The organism is Mesorhizobium sp., from assembly GCF_017306585.1.
Lineage (GTDB): Bacteria > Pseudomonadota > Alphaproteobacteria > Rhizobiales > Rhizobiaceae > Mesorhizobium.
On the sequence record NZ_JAFKIC010000128.1, the window covers coordinates 33144 to 50780 of the forward strand.

The window sequence follows — 17637 nt, forward strand, 5'->3', positions numbered from 1 at the left end:
TGTCTCCCGGCATCGCAAGATGCCGGGAGAGCTTTTCGAAGGCGCATCCATGGATCTCGTCACCGTCAACGGCCTGACCAAACGCTATGGCGGCATCGTCGCGCTGAGCGATGCGACATTCAGCGCCCGCGCCGGCGAGGTGCACGCGCTGCTCGGCGAGAACGGCGCGGGAAAAAGCACCTTCATCCAGATCCTGTCGGGCGCGGTCAGGCATGATGGCGGCTCGATCCTCATCGATGGGCAGGACTATCGTCCCGCCAATCCGGATGCCGCGCAGGCGCGGGGCATCGCCGCGGTCTTCCAGGAACTGTCGCTGATCCCCGACCTCAGCGTCGAACAAAACATCTGGTTCCGCCACGAACCGAGGACACTGCTGCGCACCGTCAATCGCGGGGAGATGCGGCGCAAGACGCTGGCGCTGCTCGAAAAATACAGTTTTCCCACACTTCGCCCGGATCGGGAGTTGCGCCGGCTGACGCTGGCCGAGCGGCAGATCGTCGAGATCGCCAAGGGCCTGGCCAAGGACCCCCGCATCATCATCCTCGACGAGGCGACCTCGGCGCTGCCCGCGCGCGAGGCAGAATGGCTGCTGAAGCTTACACGCCAGCTTGCCGCGGAAGGCAGGCTGGTGATCTTCATATCGCACCGCATGGCGGAGGTCCGCGCCATCGCCGACCGGTTGACCATCTTCCGCAATGGCGCCACCGTCGCGGCGCATGAGGCCAACGCCGTGTCCGACAACGAGATCGTCGCCCAGATGATCGGCCGGCATCTCGACCGTCTCTATCCCGAGCGCATACCGACCGCGACCGACCGCGTTGCGTTGAAGGTGCAGGGGATTTCGAGCGGCAGCCGGCTGTCCGGTGTCGAGTTTGCCTTGCGTGAAGGCGAGGTGCTCGGCGTCGGCGGCCTGCAGGGGCACGGCCAGCGCGAATTGTTCCAGGCGCTGTTCGGGGCGACAAGGGCGACCGGCGCGGTCGAACTGTGGGGCAAGCCGGTCTCGATCGCCAATCCGCGTCAGGCGCTCACTGGCAGGGACGGTATCGCTCTTGTGCCGGAGGACCGGCGCGGCCAGGGTCTTCTGCTGACCAAGAGCGTGCGCGAGAACCTGACGCTGTCGGTGATCAAACGCTTTACCGAAAACGGCTTGCTAAGCCGGCAAAAGGAAGCTGAGTTGGTCAAGGAAATGGTCGACTTCCTCCGCATCAAGGCGGGCACGCCCGAACAGCTCGCGGGCACGCTCTCGGGCGGCAACCAGCAGAAGGTGATCTTCGGCAAGATGCTGCTGACGCAGGCGCGCATCTTGCTGCTCTACGATCCGACGCGCGGCGTCGATGTCGGCACCAAGGGCGAGATCTTCCAGCTGATGCGCGACCTTGCGGCCAAGGGCTATGCGATCCTGTTCCATTCCAGCGACATGCCCGAGCTCGTCCATGTCGCCGACCGGGTGATGGTGATGCGCAATGGCCGCATCGCCGCGACGCTGGAAGGCGACCATATTTCGGAGGAGGAAATTCTGCGCGCCGCCATGCTTGAAACCAGGGCTGCTTGAGGCATGGTGATGACTGTTGAGCAAACCGCCGAGATGGCGCAAAGGCCGGCCGAAATGAAGTCGGTAAATCCTGGCATCGACTGGCGTGGCCGTGCGCTCGACCGCGCGCCGTTCCTTGTCGCTTGCCTGATGCTGGCCCTGATCGTCGCCATCTATGGCAGCCTGCAATCCGGCGTCTTCACGCTCGACGAAATCAATCTCGACACGGCGGCGGCGATGACGCTGATGCTGGCCGCGACTGGCCAGACCATCGTTCTGTTGCGCGGCGGCATCGACCTGTCGATCGGCGGCATGATCAGCCTCGGCACGGTGATCGCGGCAACGCGCTTCACCGATGACCCCTCGACGACGGCATTTTGGGCGCTGGCCATCCTGGCGCTCGGCTTCGGCATCGGCGCGTTGAACGGGCTGCTGATCTCCCTGCTCAGGCTGCAGCCCTTCCTGGTCACGCTCGCCACTTGGTCGATATTGAACGGCATCGCCATGATCATCCTGCCGACCGATGGCGGCAGCGTGCCGTCCTGGTGGGTGGGCTTTGCCTCCGCACAGCTTTTCGGCCTGACCAGCCCGGTCTGGATGCTGCTCGCGCTGCTCGTGTTCTGGTGGTGGTTTCGCGCGACGGGGACAGGCATCACCATCCAGGCTTCGGGGTCGAACGAGAAGTCCGCTTTCCTGTCGGGCGTCTCGATCACCCGCGTCAATCTCGTCACTTATGGGCTCTCTGGCCTGTTCGCGGCAGGCGCGGCGCTGTTCCTGGTGACCCAGACCGGCGCCGGTTCGCCGACCATCGGCAAGGACTACATCCTACCTTCGGTGGCGGCGGCGGTAATTGGCGGCGTCAGCCTGTTCGGCGGCCGTGGCCATCTCGCCGGAACACTGATCGGCGCCTTCGTGCTGACGCTGATCGGCAACCTCGTCTTCGTCCTTCACGTGTCCAGCTACTGGCAGCCCGTCGCGTCAGGCGTCATCCTGCTGCTTTCGGTGCTGGCCAGTTCCATTGCCGAGAAGGCCGCGAGGAGCCGGGTTCAATGAGCGCCTTCCTCGCCCGCAATCGCCTCATCGTGCTCGCCTATGCCGGCATGGTCGTGCTCCTCCTGGTCACCGCGCTGTTCTCGCCGGGCTTCCTGTCCGTCTCCAACATGCGCTCAACCGTAGTGCTGGCAGCCTTCGTCGGCATCGTCGCGCTCGGCCAGACATTCGTCATCATCGGCGGCGGCATCGATCTCTCCGTGCCATGGGTGCTGAATTCGGCGGCGATCATCATGGCGCTGCTGTGCGGCGGTCAGGATGTGCCGCTGGTGTGGGTGACGCCCCTGCTGCTGGCAGGCGGCGCCTTCATCGGCCTGATCAACGGTGTCGGCGTCGCCCGCTTCGGCGTGCCGCCGATCATCATGACGCTGGCAACCAACGTCATCCTGCAAGGTCTCATCCTGGTGCTGACCGGCGGCTCGCCGACGCCGTCCGCCCCGGCCCTGATCCAGTTCCTGTCCGTTGGCCGCATCGGTGGCTTCCCGGTCATCGCGCTGATCTGGCTGGCGCTGACGCTGGTTGCGACATTGCTGCTCTCCAAGGCGGCGTTCGGCCGCCATCTCTATGCGCTCGGCACCAGCGCCACCGTCGCCGAGTTTTCCGGCGTGCCAACCGCGCGCACCACCATTCTCACCTATGTCGCCTCAGGCCTCACCGCCGCTTTCGCCGGCATGCTTCTGACCGGCTATTCCGGCCAGGCCTATCTCGGCATGGGCGACGCCTATCTGTTCACGTCGATCGCCGCCGTTGCCATTGGCGGCGCCTCGATCCTGGGCGGCAGCGGCCACTATCTCGGCACCGTCGCCGGCGCCATGGTGCTGACCATCCTGACCGGGCTGCTGCCGGCGCTCAACCTGTCGAGCGGCGCGTTGCTCATCGTCTACGGCGCGGTGATCCTGCTCACCGTCTCGATCGGCAGCGAGGCCTTCGCCGGCCTTGGCGGCCGGCTGCGCCGGAATTGAATGGAGGGGAAATGGTCGAGATCACCTGTGTCGTCGATGCCGGCGCCGAACTTGGCGAAGGCACGCTATGGGACCCCAAGGCCGGGGTGCTCTGGTGGATCGACATCTGGAAGAAGCTGATCCATCGCTACGACCCCGCGACCGGCAGGGACGACGTTTTCGAGGCGCCGGAATATCTCGGTTGCCTCGGCCTGCGCGAGAAGGGCGGCCTGGTGCTGACCATGACCGACGGCTTTCATTTCTTCGATCCCGCGACGGGCGCCTTCGAGGCGATCGTCGATCCGGAAGCGCATATGCCGAAAACCCGCTTCAACGACGGCAAGCCGGACCGCCAGGGCCGCTTCTGGTCGGGCTCGATGTTTGAGGTGCCGGGCCAACCGATCGAGTTCATCGGCGCGCTCTATCGCCTCGATCCCGATCTTTCCGTGCACAAGATGATCGATGGCATCGGCTGCTCCAACGGGCTCGCCTGGAGCCCGGATTCGAAGACCATGTATTTTTCCGACAGCCATGCCGGCGCGGTGTGGGCCTATGATTTCGACCCCGCCACCGGCGATATCGAGAACCGCCGCACCTTCATCGACATGACGGTGACCGGCGGCGTCGCCGATGGCGCCACCGTCGATGCCGAAGGTTGCTACTGGGTCACCATCCCGGTGACCAGCAAGGTCTGCCGCTACGACCCCCAGGGGAGGCTGATGCAGACCGTGCTCTTGCCCACCGACCTGCCGACCTGCTGCGAATTCGGCGGCAAGGATCTCGACATTCTCTACGTCACTTCGGCGGTGCTGAAGCGCCCAGCCAGTCATTTCGCCGGCCAGAAGAATCCGGGCGGCCTGTTTGCGCTCGACGTCGGCGTCAAGGGCCTGACGCTGCCGGCGTTCAAGGGATGACGTCCTCGCTCATACCGCCGACATGACCAAAGGCGTTTCGACTTTCCGTGTCGTTCCGGTCGCGAAACGACGCTCGAGATAGCCGGCATAGAGCGACAATGGCCAGCACAAGGCGAAGTAGATAATCGACACCGTACCGAACACCATGACCGGCTGGAAGGTCACGGTGTTGACCTGCGTCGCGGCGCGCGCAAGCTCGGTCAGCCCGATCAATGAGGCGATCGACGTCGTCTTCACGATCTGCACCATGAAGCCGACCGTCGGCGGCAGCATCAGCCGCACAGCCTGGGGAATGATCACCAGCCGCAGCGTCCTGACGAAGCGGAAGCCCAGTGCTGTCGCCGCTTCCCATTGTCCTCGCGGGATCGCCTCGATGGCGCCGCGAAAGATTTCGCCGAAGAAGGCGCCGCCATTGAGCGAGAAAGTGACGGCCGCGGCCACCCACGGGTCTGGCCGGTAGCCCAGCAGGGACGAGCCGTAATAGGCCATGAACAGCTGGATCAGGATCGGCGTGCCCATGAAGAACTGGATGTAACCGGCGGCAAGCCAGCGCAGCGGCCGCGCCGGGGCCACCCTGACCGCCGCAATGAGCAGACCGATCAGGCCGCCACCGGCGAAGCCGACCAGCGCCAGCAGGATCGTCCAGCGCGTTGCCAGAAGCAGGAACATCAATTCATTGGGGCCGAAATCGCGCAGACTCATGGCCTCAGACCTTCCACCGGAACAACAGTCTGCCCACCCCGGCGAAAAGCAGGCTCGCCGCCTGCACCACGGCGAAATAAATGACCGCGATGACGATGTAGACCTCGAAGCTGCGGAAGGTCTGCATGACGAGGTTGTTGGCGACCGCCGTCAGCTCTTCCGCGGCGATGGCGCCGACGATCGAGGTTCCCATGATCTGCAGGATGAATTGCGCCGAGAGCGACGGGTAAACAGCACGCGCCGCCGGCACCAGCACGACGTGGCGGATGATCCGGTAGCGGCTGAGCCCCAACGATTTGGCAGCCTCGATCTGCCCTTCGGGATGGCCTCGATACCGGCGCGCAGGATCTCCGTGGCATAGGCGCCGAGATGGATCGACAGCGCGACGATTGCCGCCGTGCTGCTCGACAGTTTGAAGCCGAACAGCGGCAGCGAGAAGAAGACGAAATAGAGCTGGATCAGCAGCGGCGTGTTGCGGATCAGCTCGACATACCAGGCGATCGGCCAGGACAGGACGCGCGGCCCGTAACTGCGCCCGACCGCGCCGAATATGCCTATGAGGGTGCCGAACAGGATCGACAGCGCCGCCAGCTGGATGGTCTTTTCCAGCCCGCGCAGCAGCAGGTCGAGATGCACCAGCACCGGGCCGAATTGCAGGGCGGTTTGCATTGATATCCCGTCACGAGGTCAGGGAAATGGGGCCGCTCTCACGCGGCCCCGCCGAAGACGAGGCAATCAGAACACCGGCAGCACGGGCAGCGGCTGGTTGCGGTATTTCATCGACAGCGCGTCCAGCGTGCCGTCTGTCTTCATCGTGAACAGCCAGGTGTTGATCCACTGGCGCAGATTGTCGTTGCCCTTGGCCACGCCGATGCCGAAGTAGAAGGTCTTCAGCACGTATTTCTGCTCGAAGGCGTCGCCGTTCTGGGCCTTCTTCAAATAGATCTCGCCATAGTCGCCGCCGCCCATGGCGTCGATCTGGCCAGACACCATCGCCTGAAGCAGCGAGGAATAGTCGTCGAAGCGCAGGATCTCGATGCCGGGATTGGTCTCGGCGGCCTTGGTCAGCAATCCGTCCTCGCCGGTGCCGCGCGTCAGGCCGACCTTCTTGCCGACGAGGTCGGCGACACCCTTTATGCTGGCGCTCTTCGGCGCGATCACCACAGCCGACTGGCCGGCATAGGGAATCGAATAATCGATCTGGATGGCTCTGGCCGGCGTGATCGAAAAGATGGAGATCACCGCGTCGACCTGCTTGGTCAGCAGCGCCGGAATGCGGCCGGGAGAGGTGACGGTGACGAACTCGACCGGCACGCCCAGCGCCTCGCCCATCTTGTTGGCGACCTCGATGTCGAAGCCGGTCGGTTTCAGATTGGCGTCGAGAAAGCCGTAGGGCGGGGTCGTGGTGTCGATGGCGACGACCAGCTTGCCGCGCGCGATGATATCCTCGACCGACTGCGCCGAGGCGGTGGACGGTGCCAGCACCGAAAACGCCAGCACAATGCCGGCCAGCAAGGCGCCGGCCCCTCTCAGGAAAGTCCGCATGTTTTCCTCCCATGCATTTCTGGCGCCTTGCGTCTGTATCGGCGGTGCGGGGCGCACTCGCCGCCCGACGATTTGAAACTGACCTCCCGCTCGCCGGCATCCCTTGAAAACCGGGGAAACCGCGTCCTCTTCGCGAGTTATAATGGTATGCTATTATAATATTCTTGGCCTGTCCATTAACACTCGGATAGGGATGCTTGATCAACTGATACCGGTACCATTGGTTTTGATTTTGTTCCCGGCGTCAAGCGGGGCGCGGCGGCCGACGGCGCGGACATTCATGGCGCTGCCGAATTCCGCCGAGCCCCAGAGGTCCGGCCTTTCGAGAACCTGTTGCGGATCATAGAAACTGCGGCCGAGGCCGCAGGGCCGCGTGCTCTTTGCTGTTACCGGCGCGTCTGGCTCGCGGCGCGACGTACGCTTTGCAGCAGGATGGCAAGGCAGCCGACCAGCAGCAGCGCGCCGCCGAGCAGCGGCGGCAACGCCAGCAGTTTCACAGCCGCCGCGACGGCCGCCACCAGCACCAGCGCCAGCAGCGCCAGATTGCCGTCATCGACGAACATGCCGAAGAATTCCTTGACGATGAGACGAATGACGGTCATCGGGCGAGCCCTCCGGCGGGTCTTGGATAGGCGCCGCGCAGCCAGCGCACCATGGCAAAGGCAGCGAGCGAGACGATGGCGAAGATGGCGAGCAAAGCGAGATCGGCGCCGGGCCACTCCGCGCCGATGCCTTCGCCGGTCCAGAAGATGCCGAAGCTGGTCAGCATCAGTCCGACCACGAATTTGAGCGCGTTCTCCGGCACCCGCGCCAGCGGCCGGTGGACGGCGAAGCCGACAAGCATCACCAGGACGAAGGCCGCCAGCGCGCCCATGCTGGCGTAAAACGTCTGCTCGTGCGCGGCGCCGACCGCGATCACGATGAAAACCACCTCGACGCCCTCGAGCAGCACCGCCTTGAAGGAGGCCAGTCCGGCAAGATAATTGGCGCGGCGGTCGTTGGCTTGCTGATGCAGGGCGGCCGTTTCCTTGGAGAAGGCGGCATCCTCGTCATGCAGGGCGATGACGCCGACGCTGCGCAGGATGGCCTTGCGCAGCCAGCGCATGCCGAACAGGATGAGCAGCACGCCGACGACGAACTGCAGCGTCGTGATCGGAATGAGCGCCAGCAGCGGCCCGAATGCCAGCACCAGGGCCGCCAGCACCGCCAGCGCGAGCGCCGCACCCGTCAGGGCCGGGCGCCAGCTGCGGGTCACGCCGACCGCGAGCACGATGGTGAAGGCTTCGACGACCTCGACGAAGGAGGCCAGAAACGCCGCCGTGACCGTCGAAAGAATGGGTGTCAGTGTCTGCATGAAGGCTTCCTGTATTGTCTCGTTCGACCATGATCTCTTTGAGCGATCATTTCCATCCGCGATCCGGGCTCGGACTCATCAAGCGTTGAGCACCACGCAGCGTTCCGGCGGCAGCGAAAAGGCAAGCGAGGCGCCAACCGGCGGCGCCTCCGGCCAGTCGAGCCGCACGCGCTGCGGCCCGAGATCGACCGCGAGCCGCCAGCATCGGCCCTGAAAGGCGCTCGACAGGACCCGGCCCTGCAGGCGGCTGTCGGGATAGGCCTCGGCGGGGCGCGCATCCTCCGGCCGGATGACCAGCATGCCGGCGCCGGACCGCGCGCCCGGCGTGCGCACGCTCTCGGCATCGTCCTCGGCGATCCGGAACCGTTCGTCGCGGACCTGCCCGCGAACGATCGAGAAGCCGCCGATGAAGCTGGCCACGAAGGAATCGGCCGGCGCCTCATAGATGGCGCGCGGCGTGTCGAACTGGACGATCTCGCCCGCCCGCATGATGGCGATGCGGTCGGAGACCGCCATCGCCTCGGCCTGGTCATGCGTCACATAGACGACGGTGATGGCTTCGCGGCGCACCAGCTCCATCATCTCGATGCGCATGTCCTCGCGCAATGCCGCGTCGAGATTGCTCAGCGGCTCGTCGAACAGCATCAGCGCCGGGCGCGCCGCGAGGCAACGCGCGATGGCGACACGCTGCTGCTGGCCGCCGGACAATTCCGTGGGATAGCGATCGCGATAGGGGGACAGGCGGGTGACATCGAGCGCATGGTCGAGGCGCTGGGCTATGTCGCGATCCGAAAGCCGCTGTGAACGCAGGCCGAAGGCCAGATTGTTGGCGACCGTCATGTGCGGCCACAGCGCATAGTCCTGGAAGACCATACCGATGCGCCGCTTTTCGGGAGGAACAACCGCCGTCTCGCTCCACACCACGCGCCCGTCCAGGGTGATCGATCCCTTCTCGGGCTCGACCAGCCCGGCGATGATGCGCAGCAGCGTGGTCTTGCCCGACCCGCTGGCGCCGAGCAGGGACACCACTTCGCCGGCTTCGATCCTCAAATCGAGGTCGGTCAGGACGGGGCGCCCGCCGAGCGATTTACGGATGCCGGCGCAATGTAGTGAAGCGGTCATGGCTGGGCTCCTGTCCGGACACTCTGATTGCCATGCGTATCGACGGCCACGGAGCTTCGACGCGGTCTGACGAGCCGTTGCAGCGGATACCAGACCAGGGCGGCGCCGATAGCAGCGGCGGCCATCGCGGTCAGCGCTATCGCCGACGCCAGCCCGTCGCGGTCATGGCTGAAAAGCTTCAGGATCAGCGTCGGCGCCGGCGGGCCGCTCTGCGGGATGAGCATCTGCGACATGGGCAGTTCGAACACGGTGCGGATGAACGTCAGCAGGAAAGCCGTCACCACGCTGAGCAGCACCAGCGGCAAGGTGATCGCCAGCAATCGCCGCAGCGTGCCCACGCCGTGCAGGCGCGCCGCGTCCGTCAGGCTGGGCGCCAGCTGGCCGATCGCCGAAAGGATTACCACCAGGCAGTAGGGAAGGGCCGCCGCGACATAGCCCATGACCAGCAGCGAGCCGTCGCCATAATGGGGGAACGGCCAGTCGCGGAAACCCGGCAACCGGTTCCAGACCAGGATATAGCCGAAGCCGAGCACGATGCCCGGTATCGCCACCGCGCCCAGCGACAGGCCGATGACGGCGGTTCGCAGCACGGGGCTGGCGCGGTCGAGCCGCGCCGACAGGAGCAGCGCCAGCGCGCTGGTGATCAGCGCCGTCAGTCCCGCATAGAACAGGCTGCGCAGCAGGCCCTCATTGGCCGCGGTGTTGGCGCCGAGCACCGCCGTTACATTGGCCGAGGTGAAATTGCTCCAGACCAGCCCGTTGCCCAATGTCTGCGTCAGCGCGCGCGCGACGATCGCGGCGAGCGGCAAGACAAGCGCCAGGAAGGCGGTGGCAAGCGCCGACGCCATGGCCGGCCAGCGCCAGCTGCCGGGATTGTAGAGCCGCGCCGGCCTGGCGCGGCCGGAGATCAGTCGCGGGTCGGCGCGGCGCCGCAACAGCCGGTCCGCCACGACGACGAGCAGGACGAGGCTGAGCAACACGAGCGCCTGGGCACCTGCGGCGGGGAAGTCGACGGGATAGTCGCTTGCCGCGGCATAGATGCCGTAGGTCAAGACACCGAAGTCGGACATTCTGGCGATGGTCGAGGCCAGGCCGAAATCCGACAGCACCTCGGCGAAAGTAGCGATGAAGCTGAGAGCGATGGCCGGCGCCAGCAGCGGGCCGTTGATGCGCAGCCAGATCCTGAATGGTGCCGCACCTGACAGCCGCGCGGCATCTTCCAGTTCACTGCCAAGTCCGGCCAGAGCGCTGCCGATGATGAAGCTTGCCAGTGGAAAAAGGCTGAGCGTGTGTACGAACACCAGCCCGCCCAGGCCGAAGAACGATGTCCCGAGCCAGGAAGGCAACAGCCCGAACTGCGCCAGGTAGCCGCCGGACGACATCAGCAGCACCCAGGCTAGCGCCTTCAGGTAGGACGGCGTCAGGAAGACGAGCCACGGTACCGTCGAAATGGCGGCCCGAAACGGGATGTCGCAACGCTGGACAAGGATGGCGAAGGCGCCGCCCACCACCGTCGTGGTGCAGGCGACGAGCATGCCGAGTTCGAGCGAATGCAGGACCGAGGCAGCGACACGGGGCGAATTGAAAACGCGCGCCAGAGGTTCGAGGCTCAAGGCGCTGCCGGCATCCCGCGCCGAGAAGAGGTCGGGCACAACCGCCTGGACCAGCACCAGGGCAAGCGGCAATCCGATCAGCAGGGCAAACACCGCATAGATGGCAATCGGCCCGCTGCCGCGAACGAGCGCCGGCAGCCCCCGTTGCAGCGATGTTGCGATGCTGGCGCCGCGGGCAACAGCCGCGGCGCCGGTGGGCGGGAAGATCGTCATGGCCGGGACAGCCTGAGTTCGGACAGCCCGGTCACTGGACGAAATTGTCCTTGTACCACTGCTTCCACTCGGTCTCGTGGGCGGAGGCCACGGCATCGTCGAGATGCGTGTAGGCGATGTTGGTTTCGCGGCCTGGCTTGGCGTTGATGCCCTTGATGATCGGGATGTAGAAGAAGTCGGTGTCATCGCCATTCTGCATGGCGGCCTGGCCCTCGGCGCTGGTAACGAAGTCGATGAATTTCTGTGCCGCGTCCATGTGCTGCGTCTTGGCGCTGATGCCGAGACCTTGCGGCAGCGACACGGAACCCTCGCTCGGATAGACCGCGACGACGGGCTCGCCGGCCGCGATCTTCGAGAAGATGGCGCTGTCCTGGTTGATGCCGACCGAGGCATCGCCGGTCAACACCGCCTTGTTCACCTTGCCACCGCTCGACAGGCCCGACAGGGACTTGTTGGTCAGCGTCTTGGAAAGCAACGTCTTGCCGGTGTCGAGGCCATTGGTCTGGAAGAAGCCGGCGAGCCATTGATAGGCAGGCCCCGACAGATTCGGATCCTTGGCGGCGACACTGCCGGCGAAGGACTGAAGATCGGCCCAGGACTTGGGCATCTTGTCGGCAGGCACTTTCTTGGTGTTGACCTCGATCGCGGTGGTGCTGGTGCCGGTTGGCAGGAAAGCGTGGCTTTGCGGGATCAGCGACTTGCCGAGATCGGTGAATGCCACCTTGTCGTAGGCGGCGGCGGGAATGGCCTGCAGCACGTGGTCCGCCGCCATGCGCTCCATCACGGCCGAGCCGTCGAGCCAGACGATGTCGAATTGCGGATTGTTGCCTTCGGCGGCGATCTTGCCCAGCGTCTCGCCGGTGCTGCCGGGCTCGACGACGTCGACGGTGAGGCCTGTCTTGGCCTGGAAGGCCTTGGCCACCGGGCCGGCGAAATCGAGTGCGTCGTAAAGCACCAGGTCGGATGCCGAGGCAGGCATCGTCAAGGCGAGCGTGCTCAAGCTTATTGCGAAGCAGAATGTCGTGCGGGTTCTCATGTTTCTCTCCGGTAGATTTCCATGGGCAAAGTAATTCCCATTATATCATACCTATATTTCTTGAATGTTTTGTGTCATCTTCCGATGTATTTTGATTTGTTCTTTTTAACGCCCCGCTTCATCCACGCCTTGTCGATCGAGCCGCGCAGCGAGCTCAACCGTTCGAGGCTGTCCAAGGCGGCTTCGCTGGCTCGCTTCGCCAGCCCGATGATCATCGCCTCGAGGAGGACGATCGTGCCGCCATGCATTGCCAGGTGATCGGCCTTGCCGCGCGGAATGGGCAGCGTCTCGGCCACCTTGCCTGAAACAAGCGGCGCCAGATTGTCGCTGATCAGCACGACCGGGACGTCGAGCTGCATGGCCTGTTCGAGGACGATCTCGACCTCGCGGTAGAGTGGTGCATAGGCCATCATCAACACCGCGTCGCCCTTGCCGAGCCACAGCAAGCGGTCCGCGAGCGCAATTCCCGATACCGACAGCGCGCTGGTTGGCAACCCGATCCGGTTGAATTGCAAACTGGCGTAGTCGGCCATGGCGCCCGATGGACCGATACCGAAGACATGGCGGCGATTGGCCCGCGCCAGAATGTCGATGCTGCGCTCGAACGCGGCTGCCATCTCCGGACGCTTGAGCACATCGAGCACGCTCTCATGCAGGTCGATCACATGCCGCAGCGCGCCGGCGCTGCCCTCGCCTGTCTCCTCCAGCGTGCGCGCCAGCCGCCTGCCGGGAGACGGCGCGCCGGTCAGGTCCGAGAGCAGCATCTGGCGCAAGGCCGAAAGACTGTCGAAACCGAGCGAACGTGCCGTCCGCACCACCGTCGCGTCGCTGGTGCCGGCCAGCTGGGCGATCTCGGCGGCCGAGCCCAGGAGGACGGATTGCTTCTGGTCGACGAAGAAACGCGCCATGCGTTGCTCGGCCGGAGGCAGGCTTTCAAGCGCCGCCTGGACACGGGCATCGACCGTCATCGTGGCGTCTTGCGAGGTATCGTCTGTCATGAGGCCGGCCCATTCGCCTGTAGCAATTACAACCGAAGCCAGCATTCGAAATGTCTATTACAAGGATGTGACAGCGGCGCTCTGGCGAGAAGGCGATCATTCCAACTATCCGGAGGAGAGCAGCGACATTCCCCATCGGCGCCGGCATGCCCGGCATCTCGGCGACTTTTTCACAAAAAGTTGAAGCGCACGGGCGGCGGCTAACAGCCCTTGTCGGAAAATAGGGGCTGGGCTAAGCAATTGGCATCACATGCTTCAAGAGCAGAAAATGGGAGGGAATACCGTGAAATCATCACGTTGGATGGCGCTCGCCGCGCTGGCGCTGGCCTGTTCGACCCCGGCGATGGCCAAAGACTGGAAGACCGTCACCGTGGCGATGGAGGGCTCCTATGCCCCCTGGAACCAGACGGATGCCAGCGGCAAGATCGTCGGATTCGAAGTCGACATACTGAACGATGTCTGCGGCCGCGCGAAGCTCGAATGCAACATCGTCGCGCAGGACTGGGACGGCGTCATCCCCGGCCTGACCGCGGGCAAGTTCGACATCGTCATGGATGGCATGTCGATCACCGAGGAGCGCCTGAAGACCATCGACTTCTCGATCCCCTATGCCTCTTCCCCGGTGGCCTTCCTCGCCGACAAGAACGGCCCGCTGGCGAAACTCTCCAACAGCGGCAAGATGATCGATCTTTCCAAGGACGACGCCGAATCCAAGGCGGCGCTCGACACGTTGCGCAAGGAACTCACCGGCAAGAATGTCGGCCTGCAGGTTTCGACCACGGAAGCGACTTTCGCCGACAAGTATCTCAAGGACGTCGCCAACGTCCATGAATACAAGACCACGGACGAGCATGACCTCGACCTGATGGCGGGCCGCATCGACGTGGCCTTCGCCGACACCACCTACTTCCTCGGCACATTGGCGAAGCCCGACGCCAAGGACCTGGAGTTCGTCGGACCGCAGTTCAAGGGCGGCCCGATCCTGGGACCGGGCATCGGCGCTGCCTTCCGCAAGACCGACAAGGATCTGCAGGACATCTACAACAAGGCCCTGAAGGCCGCCCTCGACGACGGCTCGGTGTCGAAATACAGCATGCAGTGGTTCAAGATCGACATCACCAAATGATGTCGCAACGGGAGCAGCCAAGGCTGCTCCCGTCCTGCATTGAGGTGTAGTCGGAGCATATCTCGGCGCCCGGAGGGAGACGTGCGTGGAGTTTCTCAATAGCCTGCTGGAACAGATGTCGACGGCCTACGATCTGTTGGCCGCCGGCTGGGGTGTGCAGTTGCTCTGGGGCATCGGCTGGACCCTGGCGGTGACCTCGGTCTCGATGGTGATCGGCGCGGTGCTGGGATCGCTGGTGGCGGCGGCCAAGCTTTCACATCGCGCCAGGCTGAGATTTCTCGGCGAAAGCTACACCACCGTGTTCCGCGGCGAGCCAGAACTTCTGATCATCTACCTGTTTTACTATGGCGGCACGCAGGTGCTGACAGGCGTGGCGAGGTCCACGGGATCGATAGGGCCGACCGACATTGTGAACATGCCGAGCTTCCTGGGCGGTGTCCTGGCGGTCGGCATCATTTCGGGCGCGTATCAGGCCGAGGTTTTCCGCGGCTCGTTTCTGGCGATCCATCGCGGCGAACTGGAGGCCGCCCGTGCCTACGGCATGTCGGCCTGGCTGCGGTTCCGCCTGGTGATCATGCCGCAGGTGCTGCGTCTGGCAGTGCCGGGGCTGGGCAATGTGTGGCAGCTGACCATCAAGGATTCCGCCCTCATCTCGGTCACCGGCGTCGCCGAGCTGATGCTGACCGCGAACAAGGCCGCCCGTTCGACGCATCATTCGCTGCTCTTCTACACCGTTGCCGGCATCCTTTACCTGGTGATGACCTCCATCTCGACACCGATCTTCGACCGGGCCGAGCGCTATACGTCACGCAGCTTCACACGGCCGAAATGAGAGGTCGCGGTGGATTTTGATTTCTATCTTTCAACGATGTGGAGCGTGCTGAAAGCACTGCCGCTCACGCTCGAGATCTGGTTCTTCGGCATTGCCTTCGGCCTCGTCATCGCCACCGGCCTGACCTGGCTGCGGGCGTCGGGCTACAAATCGGGCGAATATTTCACCCGCGCCTATGTCTTCATCTTCCGCGGCTCGCCGCTCCTGGTGCAGCTCTATCTGATCTATTTCGGGCTTTCCCAGTTCGATTTTGTGCGCCACAGCCCGATCCTGTGGCCGATCCTGCGCGACCCGATGTATTGCACCATCGTCGCGATGGCCTTGAACACGGCCGCCTATGAAAGCGAGATTTTCCGCGGCGCGCTGCGGGCGGTGCCTGTCGGCCAGATCGAGGCGGCCAAGGCTTTCGGCATGTCGGCCTTCACCCGCTTCCGCATTGTTACGCTGCCGATCGCCTTGCGGCTGGCGCTGCCGGCCTATTCGACCGAGATCATCCTGATGACGAAGGCGACGGCGCTCGCTTCCGTGGTCACGATCATGGAGATGATGGGAACGGCGCAGAAAATCCAGCACGACACGTTCCGGCCGATCGAGGTGCTCACTTGCGCAGGCGTAATCTACCTGCTGCTCAACCTGTCGATCGCCCGGCTGTTCGCCTGGGTCGAATACGCGCTTTCGCCGCATCTGCGACCGGCCCCAGACCGGTCGCAGCAGATCAAGCCCGTCCCGGAGGTGTTGTGATGTCGGCAAGTCCCGCCGCTGCCGCCAATGCGGAACCGTCCCCCGACGCGATGGCGGCCATCAGCGTCAAGGATATGCGCAAGTGCTTCGGCGACCACGAGGTGCTCAAGGGCATTTCGCTCGAAGCCCACAAGGGCGATGTCATCTCGATCCTCGGCTCCTCGGGATCCGGAAAGAGCACGTTGCTGCGCTGTATCAATCTGCTGGAGACCCCTGATTCCGGCGAAGTGCGGGTAGGCGGCGAACTCATCCGGATGAAGCAGGGCCAGGGCGGTCATCAGACGCCGGCCGATATCCGCCAGGTGGAACGGATTCGCGCCGACCTCGCCATGGTTTTCCAGAGCTTCAATCTCTGGTCGCACATGACCGTGCTGGAAAACCTCGTCGCCGCGCCGGTGCATGTGCAGAAGCGCCCGCGCGCCGAATGCCTGGAACAGGCGGAAGCGCTGCTGAAGCGCGTCGGCATATGGGAGCGCCGCAACTATTATCCGCCCCACATGTCGGGCGGCCAGCAGCAGCGCGCGGCAATCGCGCGGGCCTTGGCGATGAATCCCAAGGTGATGCTGTTCGACGAGCCGACATCCGCGCTCGATCCCGAACTGGTCGGCGAGGTGCTTCGGGTCATGCGCTCGCTCGCGGAAGAAGGGCGCACCATGCTGGTCGTGACCCATGAAATGGGCTTTGCCCGCGACGTGTCGAGCAAGGTGATGTTCCTTCACAAGGGCGAGGTGGATTCGCTGGGCGAGCCGAAGGAAATGTTCGCCAGGCCGCCCACGCAGCAGTTCAAGCAGTTCATCACCAACTTCAACAAGTGACGCGACTGCGGGCGATAGGCCCTAACTCTTTATTTTTTCGCAATTCCCCAGGGGAAACGCTACGCGTTTCTCCCGGGGAAACCGTTTCACACTTTTCCTGGAATTGCTCTAGATCAGACCCGACATGTCGGAGAAGGCCATGGCCTTGCGCAGCAGGTCGGCGAAACGCTCGCCGGCGGCCTCGCGCGGGCCGCTATTGTCGATCGACGTGACGCCGGGGCCGGACAAGGTGACATTGGCGCTGCGCGCCAGGCGGGCCAGCACTTCGCCGCGCGACTCGCGGCCGCGCATCGCCAGCCGTTCGGCCAGCACCTCGGGCGACGCGGTGATCTCGACGACGGCCAGGTTGGCATAGCGCTCGCGCAAGGCGGGGATGACCGCGCGCGACACGTTGGCCACGGCGACATGGCCATTGGAGACGGACCAGTCGACATCGGCGGGCAGGCCGTAGCGCAGGCCGTGCGCTTCCCAGGAAAGGGCGAAGGCGCCGTCGGCCTCGGCCTCGGCGAAGGCGGCGTCGGCCAGCGTGTCGTGGTCCTCGCTCGCCGCGTCGCTCGGCCGCGTGATGACGCGGCGCACGAACTCCAGCCGGCTCTCATCGGCGAAAAGAGCCTTGGCGTAGCCGATCACCGTGTCCTTGCCCGCGCCGCTCGGACCGACGACGGCGACAAAGACGCCATGGCGGATCGGAAACGTCTCGGCCGACAGTTCGCGCTCGATCAAGGCCGACACCATCATGCGACCCGGCGTCCCTGCCGCCAGACGGTGCGCACCACAGGCACATGGTCGTCGACGCGCACGCGCACCAGATCGGCGCGACGACCCTGTTCGATGACGCCGCGATCGTCAAGGCCGACGGCCTGGGCCGGGTTCTTCGAAACCATCGCCACCGCCTGCGGCAGCGAAATGCCTTCGACCATGTCACCGAGGAAAAAGGCCGACTGGATCAGGCTGAACGGGATGTAGTCGGAGGACAAGATATCGAGCAGGCCGTCGCTGGCCAGCGTACGGGCCGAGACATTGCCGGAATGCGAGGCGCCGCGCATGACGTTGGGCGCGCCCATCAGCACGCCGAGCCCGGCGGCCTTCGAGGCGCGCGCCGCT

18 protein-coding genes and 1 pseudogene are annotated in these 17637 nt (G+C 64.5%); 8 read left to right on the top strand and 11 right to left on the bottom strand.

Going from position 1 to position 17637, the window contains the following annotated elements; all coding sequences use genetic code 11:
• Positions 1 to 49 precede the first annotated feature (49 nt).
• Genes J0I79_RS12025 through J0I79_RS12040 form a run of 4 tightly spaced genes read left to right on the top strand, consistent with a single transcriptional unit; the run spans position 50 to position 4436 of the window.
• Positions 50 to 1552: a sugar ABC transporter ATP-binding protein gene (locus J0I79_RS12025; RefSeq protein WP_292858169.1), complete on the top strand. Its 1503-nt coding sequence runs from the start codon at positions 50 to 52 to the stop codon at positions 1550 to 1552.
• Between the two features lie 9 nt (positions 1553 to 1561).
• Complete coding sequence (locus J0I79_RS12030) at positions 1562 to 2584, top strand: ABC transporter permease (RefSeq protein WP_292858172.1); 1023 nt, start codon at positions 1562 to 1564, stop codon at positions 2582 to 2584.
• Positions 2581 to 3543: an ABC transporter permease gene (locus tag J0I79_RS12035; RefSeq protein ID WP_292858175.1), complete on the top strand. Its 963-nt coding sequence runs from the start codon at positions 2581 to 2583 to the stop codon at positions 3541 to 3543. The genes J0I79_RS12030 and J0I79_RS12035 overlap by 4 nt, the downstream gene beginning before the upstream one ends.
• 11 nt (positions 3544 to 3554) lie before the next feature.
• Positions 3555 to 4436, top strand: coding sequence for an SMP-30/gluconolactonase/LRE family protein (locus J0I79_RS12040; RefSeq protein WP_292858178.1), 882 nt, complete (start codon positions 3555 to 3557; stop codon positions 4434 to 4436).
• 9 nt (positions 4437 to 4445) lie between these two features.
• On the opposite strand, the gene J0I79_RS12045 is transcribed toward J0I79_RS12040, so the two are convergent.
• The 9 genes and pseudogenes from J0I79_RS12045 to J0I79_RS12090 all read right to left on the bottom strand — a co-directional run bounded on the left by J0I79_RS12045 (position 4446) and on the right by J0I79_RS12090 (position 13019).
• Positions 4446 to 5138, bottom strand: a complete 693-nt coding sequence (locus tag J0I79_RS12045; RefSeq protein ID WP_292858181.1) for an amino acid ABC transporter permease — start codon at positions 5136 to 5138, stop codon at positions 4446 to 4448.
• Positions 5139 to 5142: 4 nt separating this feature from the next.
• Positions 5143 to 5807 (bottom strand): annotated as a pseudogene (locus J0I79_RS12055) (amino acid ABC transporter permease).
• 66 nt (positions 5808 to 5873) lie between these two features.
• On the bottom strand, positions 5874 to 6683 hold the full coding sequence (locus J0I79_RS12060) for a transporter substrate-binding domain-containing protein (protein WP_292858187.1): 810 nt from the start codon (positions 6681 to 6683) through the stop codon (positions 5874 to 5876).
• Positions 6684 to 7069: 386 nt separating this feature from the next.
• Complete coding sequence (locus J0I79_RS12065; RefSeq protein WP_292858190.1) at positions 7070 to 7285, bottom strand: hypothetical protein; 216 nt, start codon at positions 7283 to 7285, stop codon at positions 7070 to 7072.
• On the bottom strand, positions 7282 to 8037 hold the full coding sequence (locus tag J0I79_RS12070; RefSeq protein ID WP_292858193.1) for a COG4280 domain-containing protein: 756 nt from the start codon (positions 8035 to 8037) through the stop codon (positions 7282 to 7284). Before J0I79_RS12070 ends, J0I79_RS12065 begins: the two co-directional genes overlap by 4 nt.
• 78 nt (positions 8038 to 8115) lie before the next feature.
• Positions 8116 to 9159: an ABC transporter ATP-binding protein gene (locus J0I79_RS12075; RefSeq protein ID WP_292858196.1), complete on the bottom strand. Its 1044-nt coding sequence runs from the start codon at positions 9157 to 9159 to the stop codon at positions 8116 to 8118.
• On the bottom strand, positions 9156 to 10985 hold the full coding sequence (locus J0I79_RS12080; protein WP_292858199.1) for an iron ABC transporter permease: 1830 nt from the start codon (positions 10983 to 10985) through the stop codon (positions 9156 to 9158). Before J0I79_RS12080 ends, J0I79_RS12075 begins: the two co-directional genes overlap by 4 nt.
• Before the next feature lie 31 nt (positions 10986 to 11016).
• Positions 11017 to 12021 (bottom strand): extracellular solute-binding protein, encoded by a 1005-nt coding sequence (locus J0I79_RS12085; protein WP_292858201.1) that lies wholly within the window; start codon positions 12019 to 12021, stop codon positions 11017 to 11019.
• A 74-nt stretch (positions 12022 to 12095) separates the two neighbouring features.
• Positions 12096 to 13019 (bottom strand): MurR/RpiR family transcriptional regulator, encoded by a 924-nt coding sequence (locus J0I79_RS12090; protein ID WP_292858203.1) that lies wholly within the window; start codon positions 13017 to 13019, stop codon positions 12096 to 12098.
• A gap of 283 nt (positions 13020 to 13302) precedes the next feature.
• On the opposite strand from J0I79_RS12090, the gene J0I79_RS12095 reads away from it, so the two are divergent.
• From J0I79_RS12095 to J0I79_RS12110, 4 genes are all read left to right on the top strand, one after another.
• Positions 13303 to 14145, top strand: coding sequence for a transporter substrate-binding domain-containing protein (locus J0I79_RS12095; protein WP_292858205.1), 843 nt, complete (start codon positions 13303 to 13305; stop codon positions 14143 to 14145).
• A gap of 115 nt (positions 14146 to 14260) precedes the next feature.
• On the top strand, positions 14261 to 14977 hold the full coding sequence (locus J0I79_RS12100) for an ABC transporter permease subunit (RefSeq protein ID WP_292858219.1): 717 nt from the start codon (positions 14261 to 14263) through the stop codon (positions 14975 to 14977).
• Positions 14978 to 14986: 9 nt separating this feature from the next.
• Positions 14987 to 15718 (top strand): ABC transporter permease subunit, encoded by a 732-nt coding sequence (locus J0I79_RS12105; RefSeq protein ID WP_292858207.1) that lies wholly within the window; start codon positions 14987 to 14989, stop codon positions 15716 to 15718.
• Complete coding sequence (locus tag J0I79_RS12110) at positions 15718 to 16533, top strand: ATP-binding cassette domain-containing protein (protein WP_292858209.1); 816 nt, start codon at positions 15718 to 15720, stop codon at positions 16531 to 16533. The genes J0I79_RS12105 and J0I79_RS12110 overlap by 1 nt, the downstream gene beginning before the upstream one ends.
• A gap of 108 nt (positions 16534 to 16641) precedes the next feature.
• On the opposite strand, the gene phnN is transcribed toward J0I79_RS12110, so the two are convergent.
• Both phnN and J0I79_RS12120 read right to left on the bottom strand, forming a co-directional pair.
• Positions 16642 to 17271 carry a phosphonate metabolism protein/1,5-bisphosphokinase (PRPP-forming) PhnN gene (gene phnN / locus J0I79_RS12115; RefSeq protein ID WP_292858211.1) on the bottom strand — a complete coding sequence of 210 codons (630 nt, stop codon included), beginning with the start codon at positions 17269 to 17271 and terminating at the stop codon, positions 16642 to 16644.
• On the bottom strand, positions 17268 to 17637 hold a 370-nt coding region (locus J0I79_RS12120; protein WP_292858213.1), incomplete at its 5' end, for an amidohydrolase family protein. The genes phnN and J0I79_RS12120, both read right to left, overlap by 4 nt.

What these genes read in the sequence shown, in the direction of transcription:
- J0I79_RS12025 (WP_292858169.1), top strand. Translation starts at nt 50, where the DNA reads ATGGATCTCGTCACCGTCAACGGCCTGACCAAACGCTATGGCGGCATC.
- J0I79_RS12030 (WP_292858172.1), top strand. Translation starts at nt 1,562, where the DNA reads ATGACTGTTGAGCAAACCGCCGAGATGGCGCAAAGGCCGGCCGAAATG.
- J0I79_RS12035 (WP_292858175.1), top strand. Translation starts at nt 2,581, where the DNA reads ATGAGCGCCTTCCTCGCCCGCAATCGCCTCATCGTGCTCGCCTATGCC.
- J0I79_RS12040 (WP_292858178.1), top strand. Translation starts at nt 3,555, where the DNA reads ATGGTCGAGATCACCTGTGTCGTCGATGCCGGCGCCGAACTTGGCGAA.
- J0I79_RS12045 (WP_292858181.1), bottom strand. Translation starts at nt 5,138, where the DNA reads ATGAGTCTGCGCGATTTCGGCCCCAATGAATTGATGTTCCTGCTTCTG.
- J0I79_RS12060 (WP_292858187.1), bottom strand. Translation starts at nt 6,683, where the DNA reads ATGCGGACTTTCCTGAGAGGGGCCGGCGCCTTGCTGGCCGGCATTGTG.
- J0I79_RS12065 (WP_292858190.1), bottom strand. Translation starts at nt 7,285, where the DNA reads ATGACCGTCATTCGTCTCATCGTCAAGGAATTCTTCGGCATGTTCGTC.
- J0I79_RS12070 (WP_292858193.1), bottom strand. Translation starts at nt 8,037, where the DNA reads ATGCAGACACTGACACCCATTCTTTCGACGGTCACGGCGGCGTTTCTG.
- J0I79_RS12075 (WP_292858196.1), bottom strand. Translation starts at nt 9,159, where the DNA reads ATGACCGCTTCACTACATTGCGCCGGCATCCGTAAATCGCTCGGCGGG.
- J0I79_RS12080 (WP_292858199.1), bottom strand. Translation starts at nt 10,985, where the DNA reads ATGACGATCTTCCCGCCCACCGGCGCCGCGGCTGTTGCCCGCGGCGCC.
- J0I79_RS12085 (WP_292858201.1), bottom strand. Translation starts at nt 12,021, where the DNA reads ATGAGAACCCGCACGACATTCTGCTTCGCAATAAGCTTGAGCACGCTC.
- J0I79_RS12090 (WP_292858203.1), bottom strand. Translation starts at nt 13,019, where the DNA reads ATGACAGACGATACCTCGCAAGACGCCACGATGACGGTCGATGCCCGT.
- J0I79_RS12100 (WP_292858219.1), top strand. Translation starts at nt 14,261, where the DNA reads ATGTCGACGGCCTACGATCTGTTGGCCGCCGGCTGGGGTGTGCAGTTG.
- J0I79_RS12110 (WP_292858209.1), top strand. Translation starts at nt 15,718, where the DNA reads ATGTCGGCAAGTCCCGCCGCTGCCGCCAATGCGGAACCGTCCCCCGAC.
- phnN (WP_292858211.1), bottom strand. Translation starts at nt 17,271, where the DNA reads ATGATGGTGTCGGCCTTGATCGAGCGCGAACTGTCGGCCGAGACGTTT.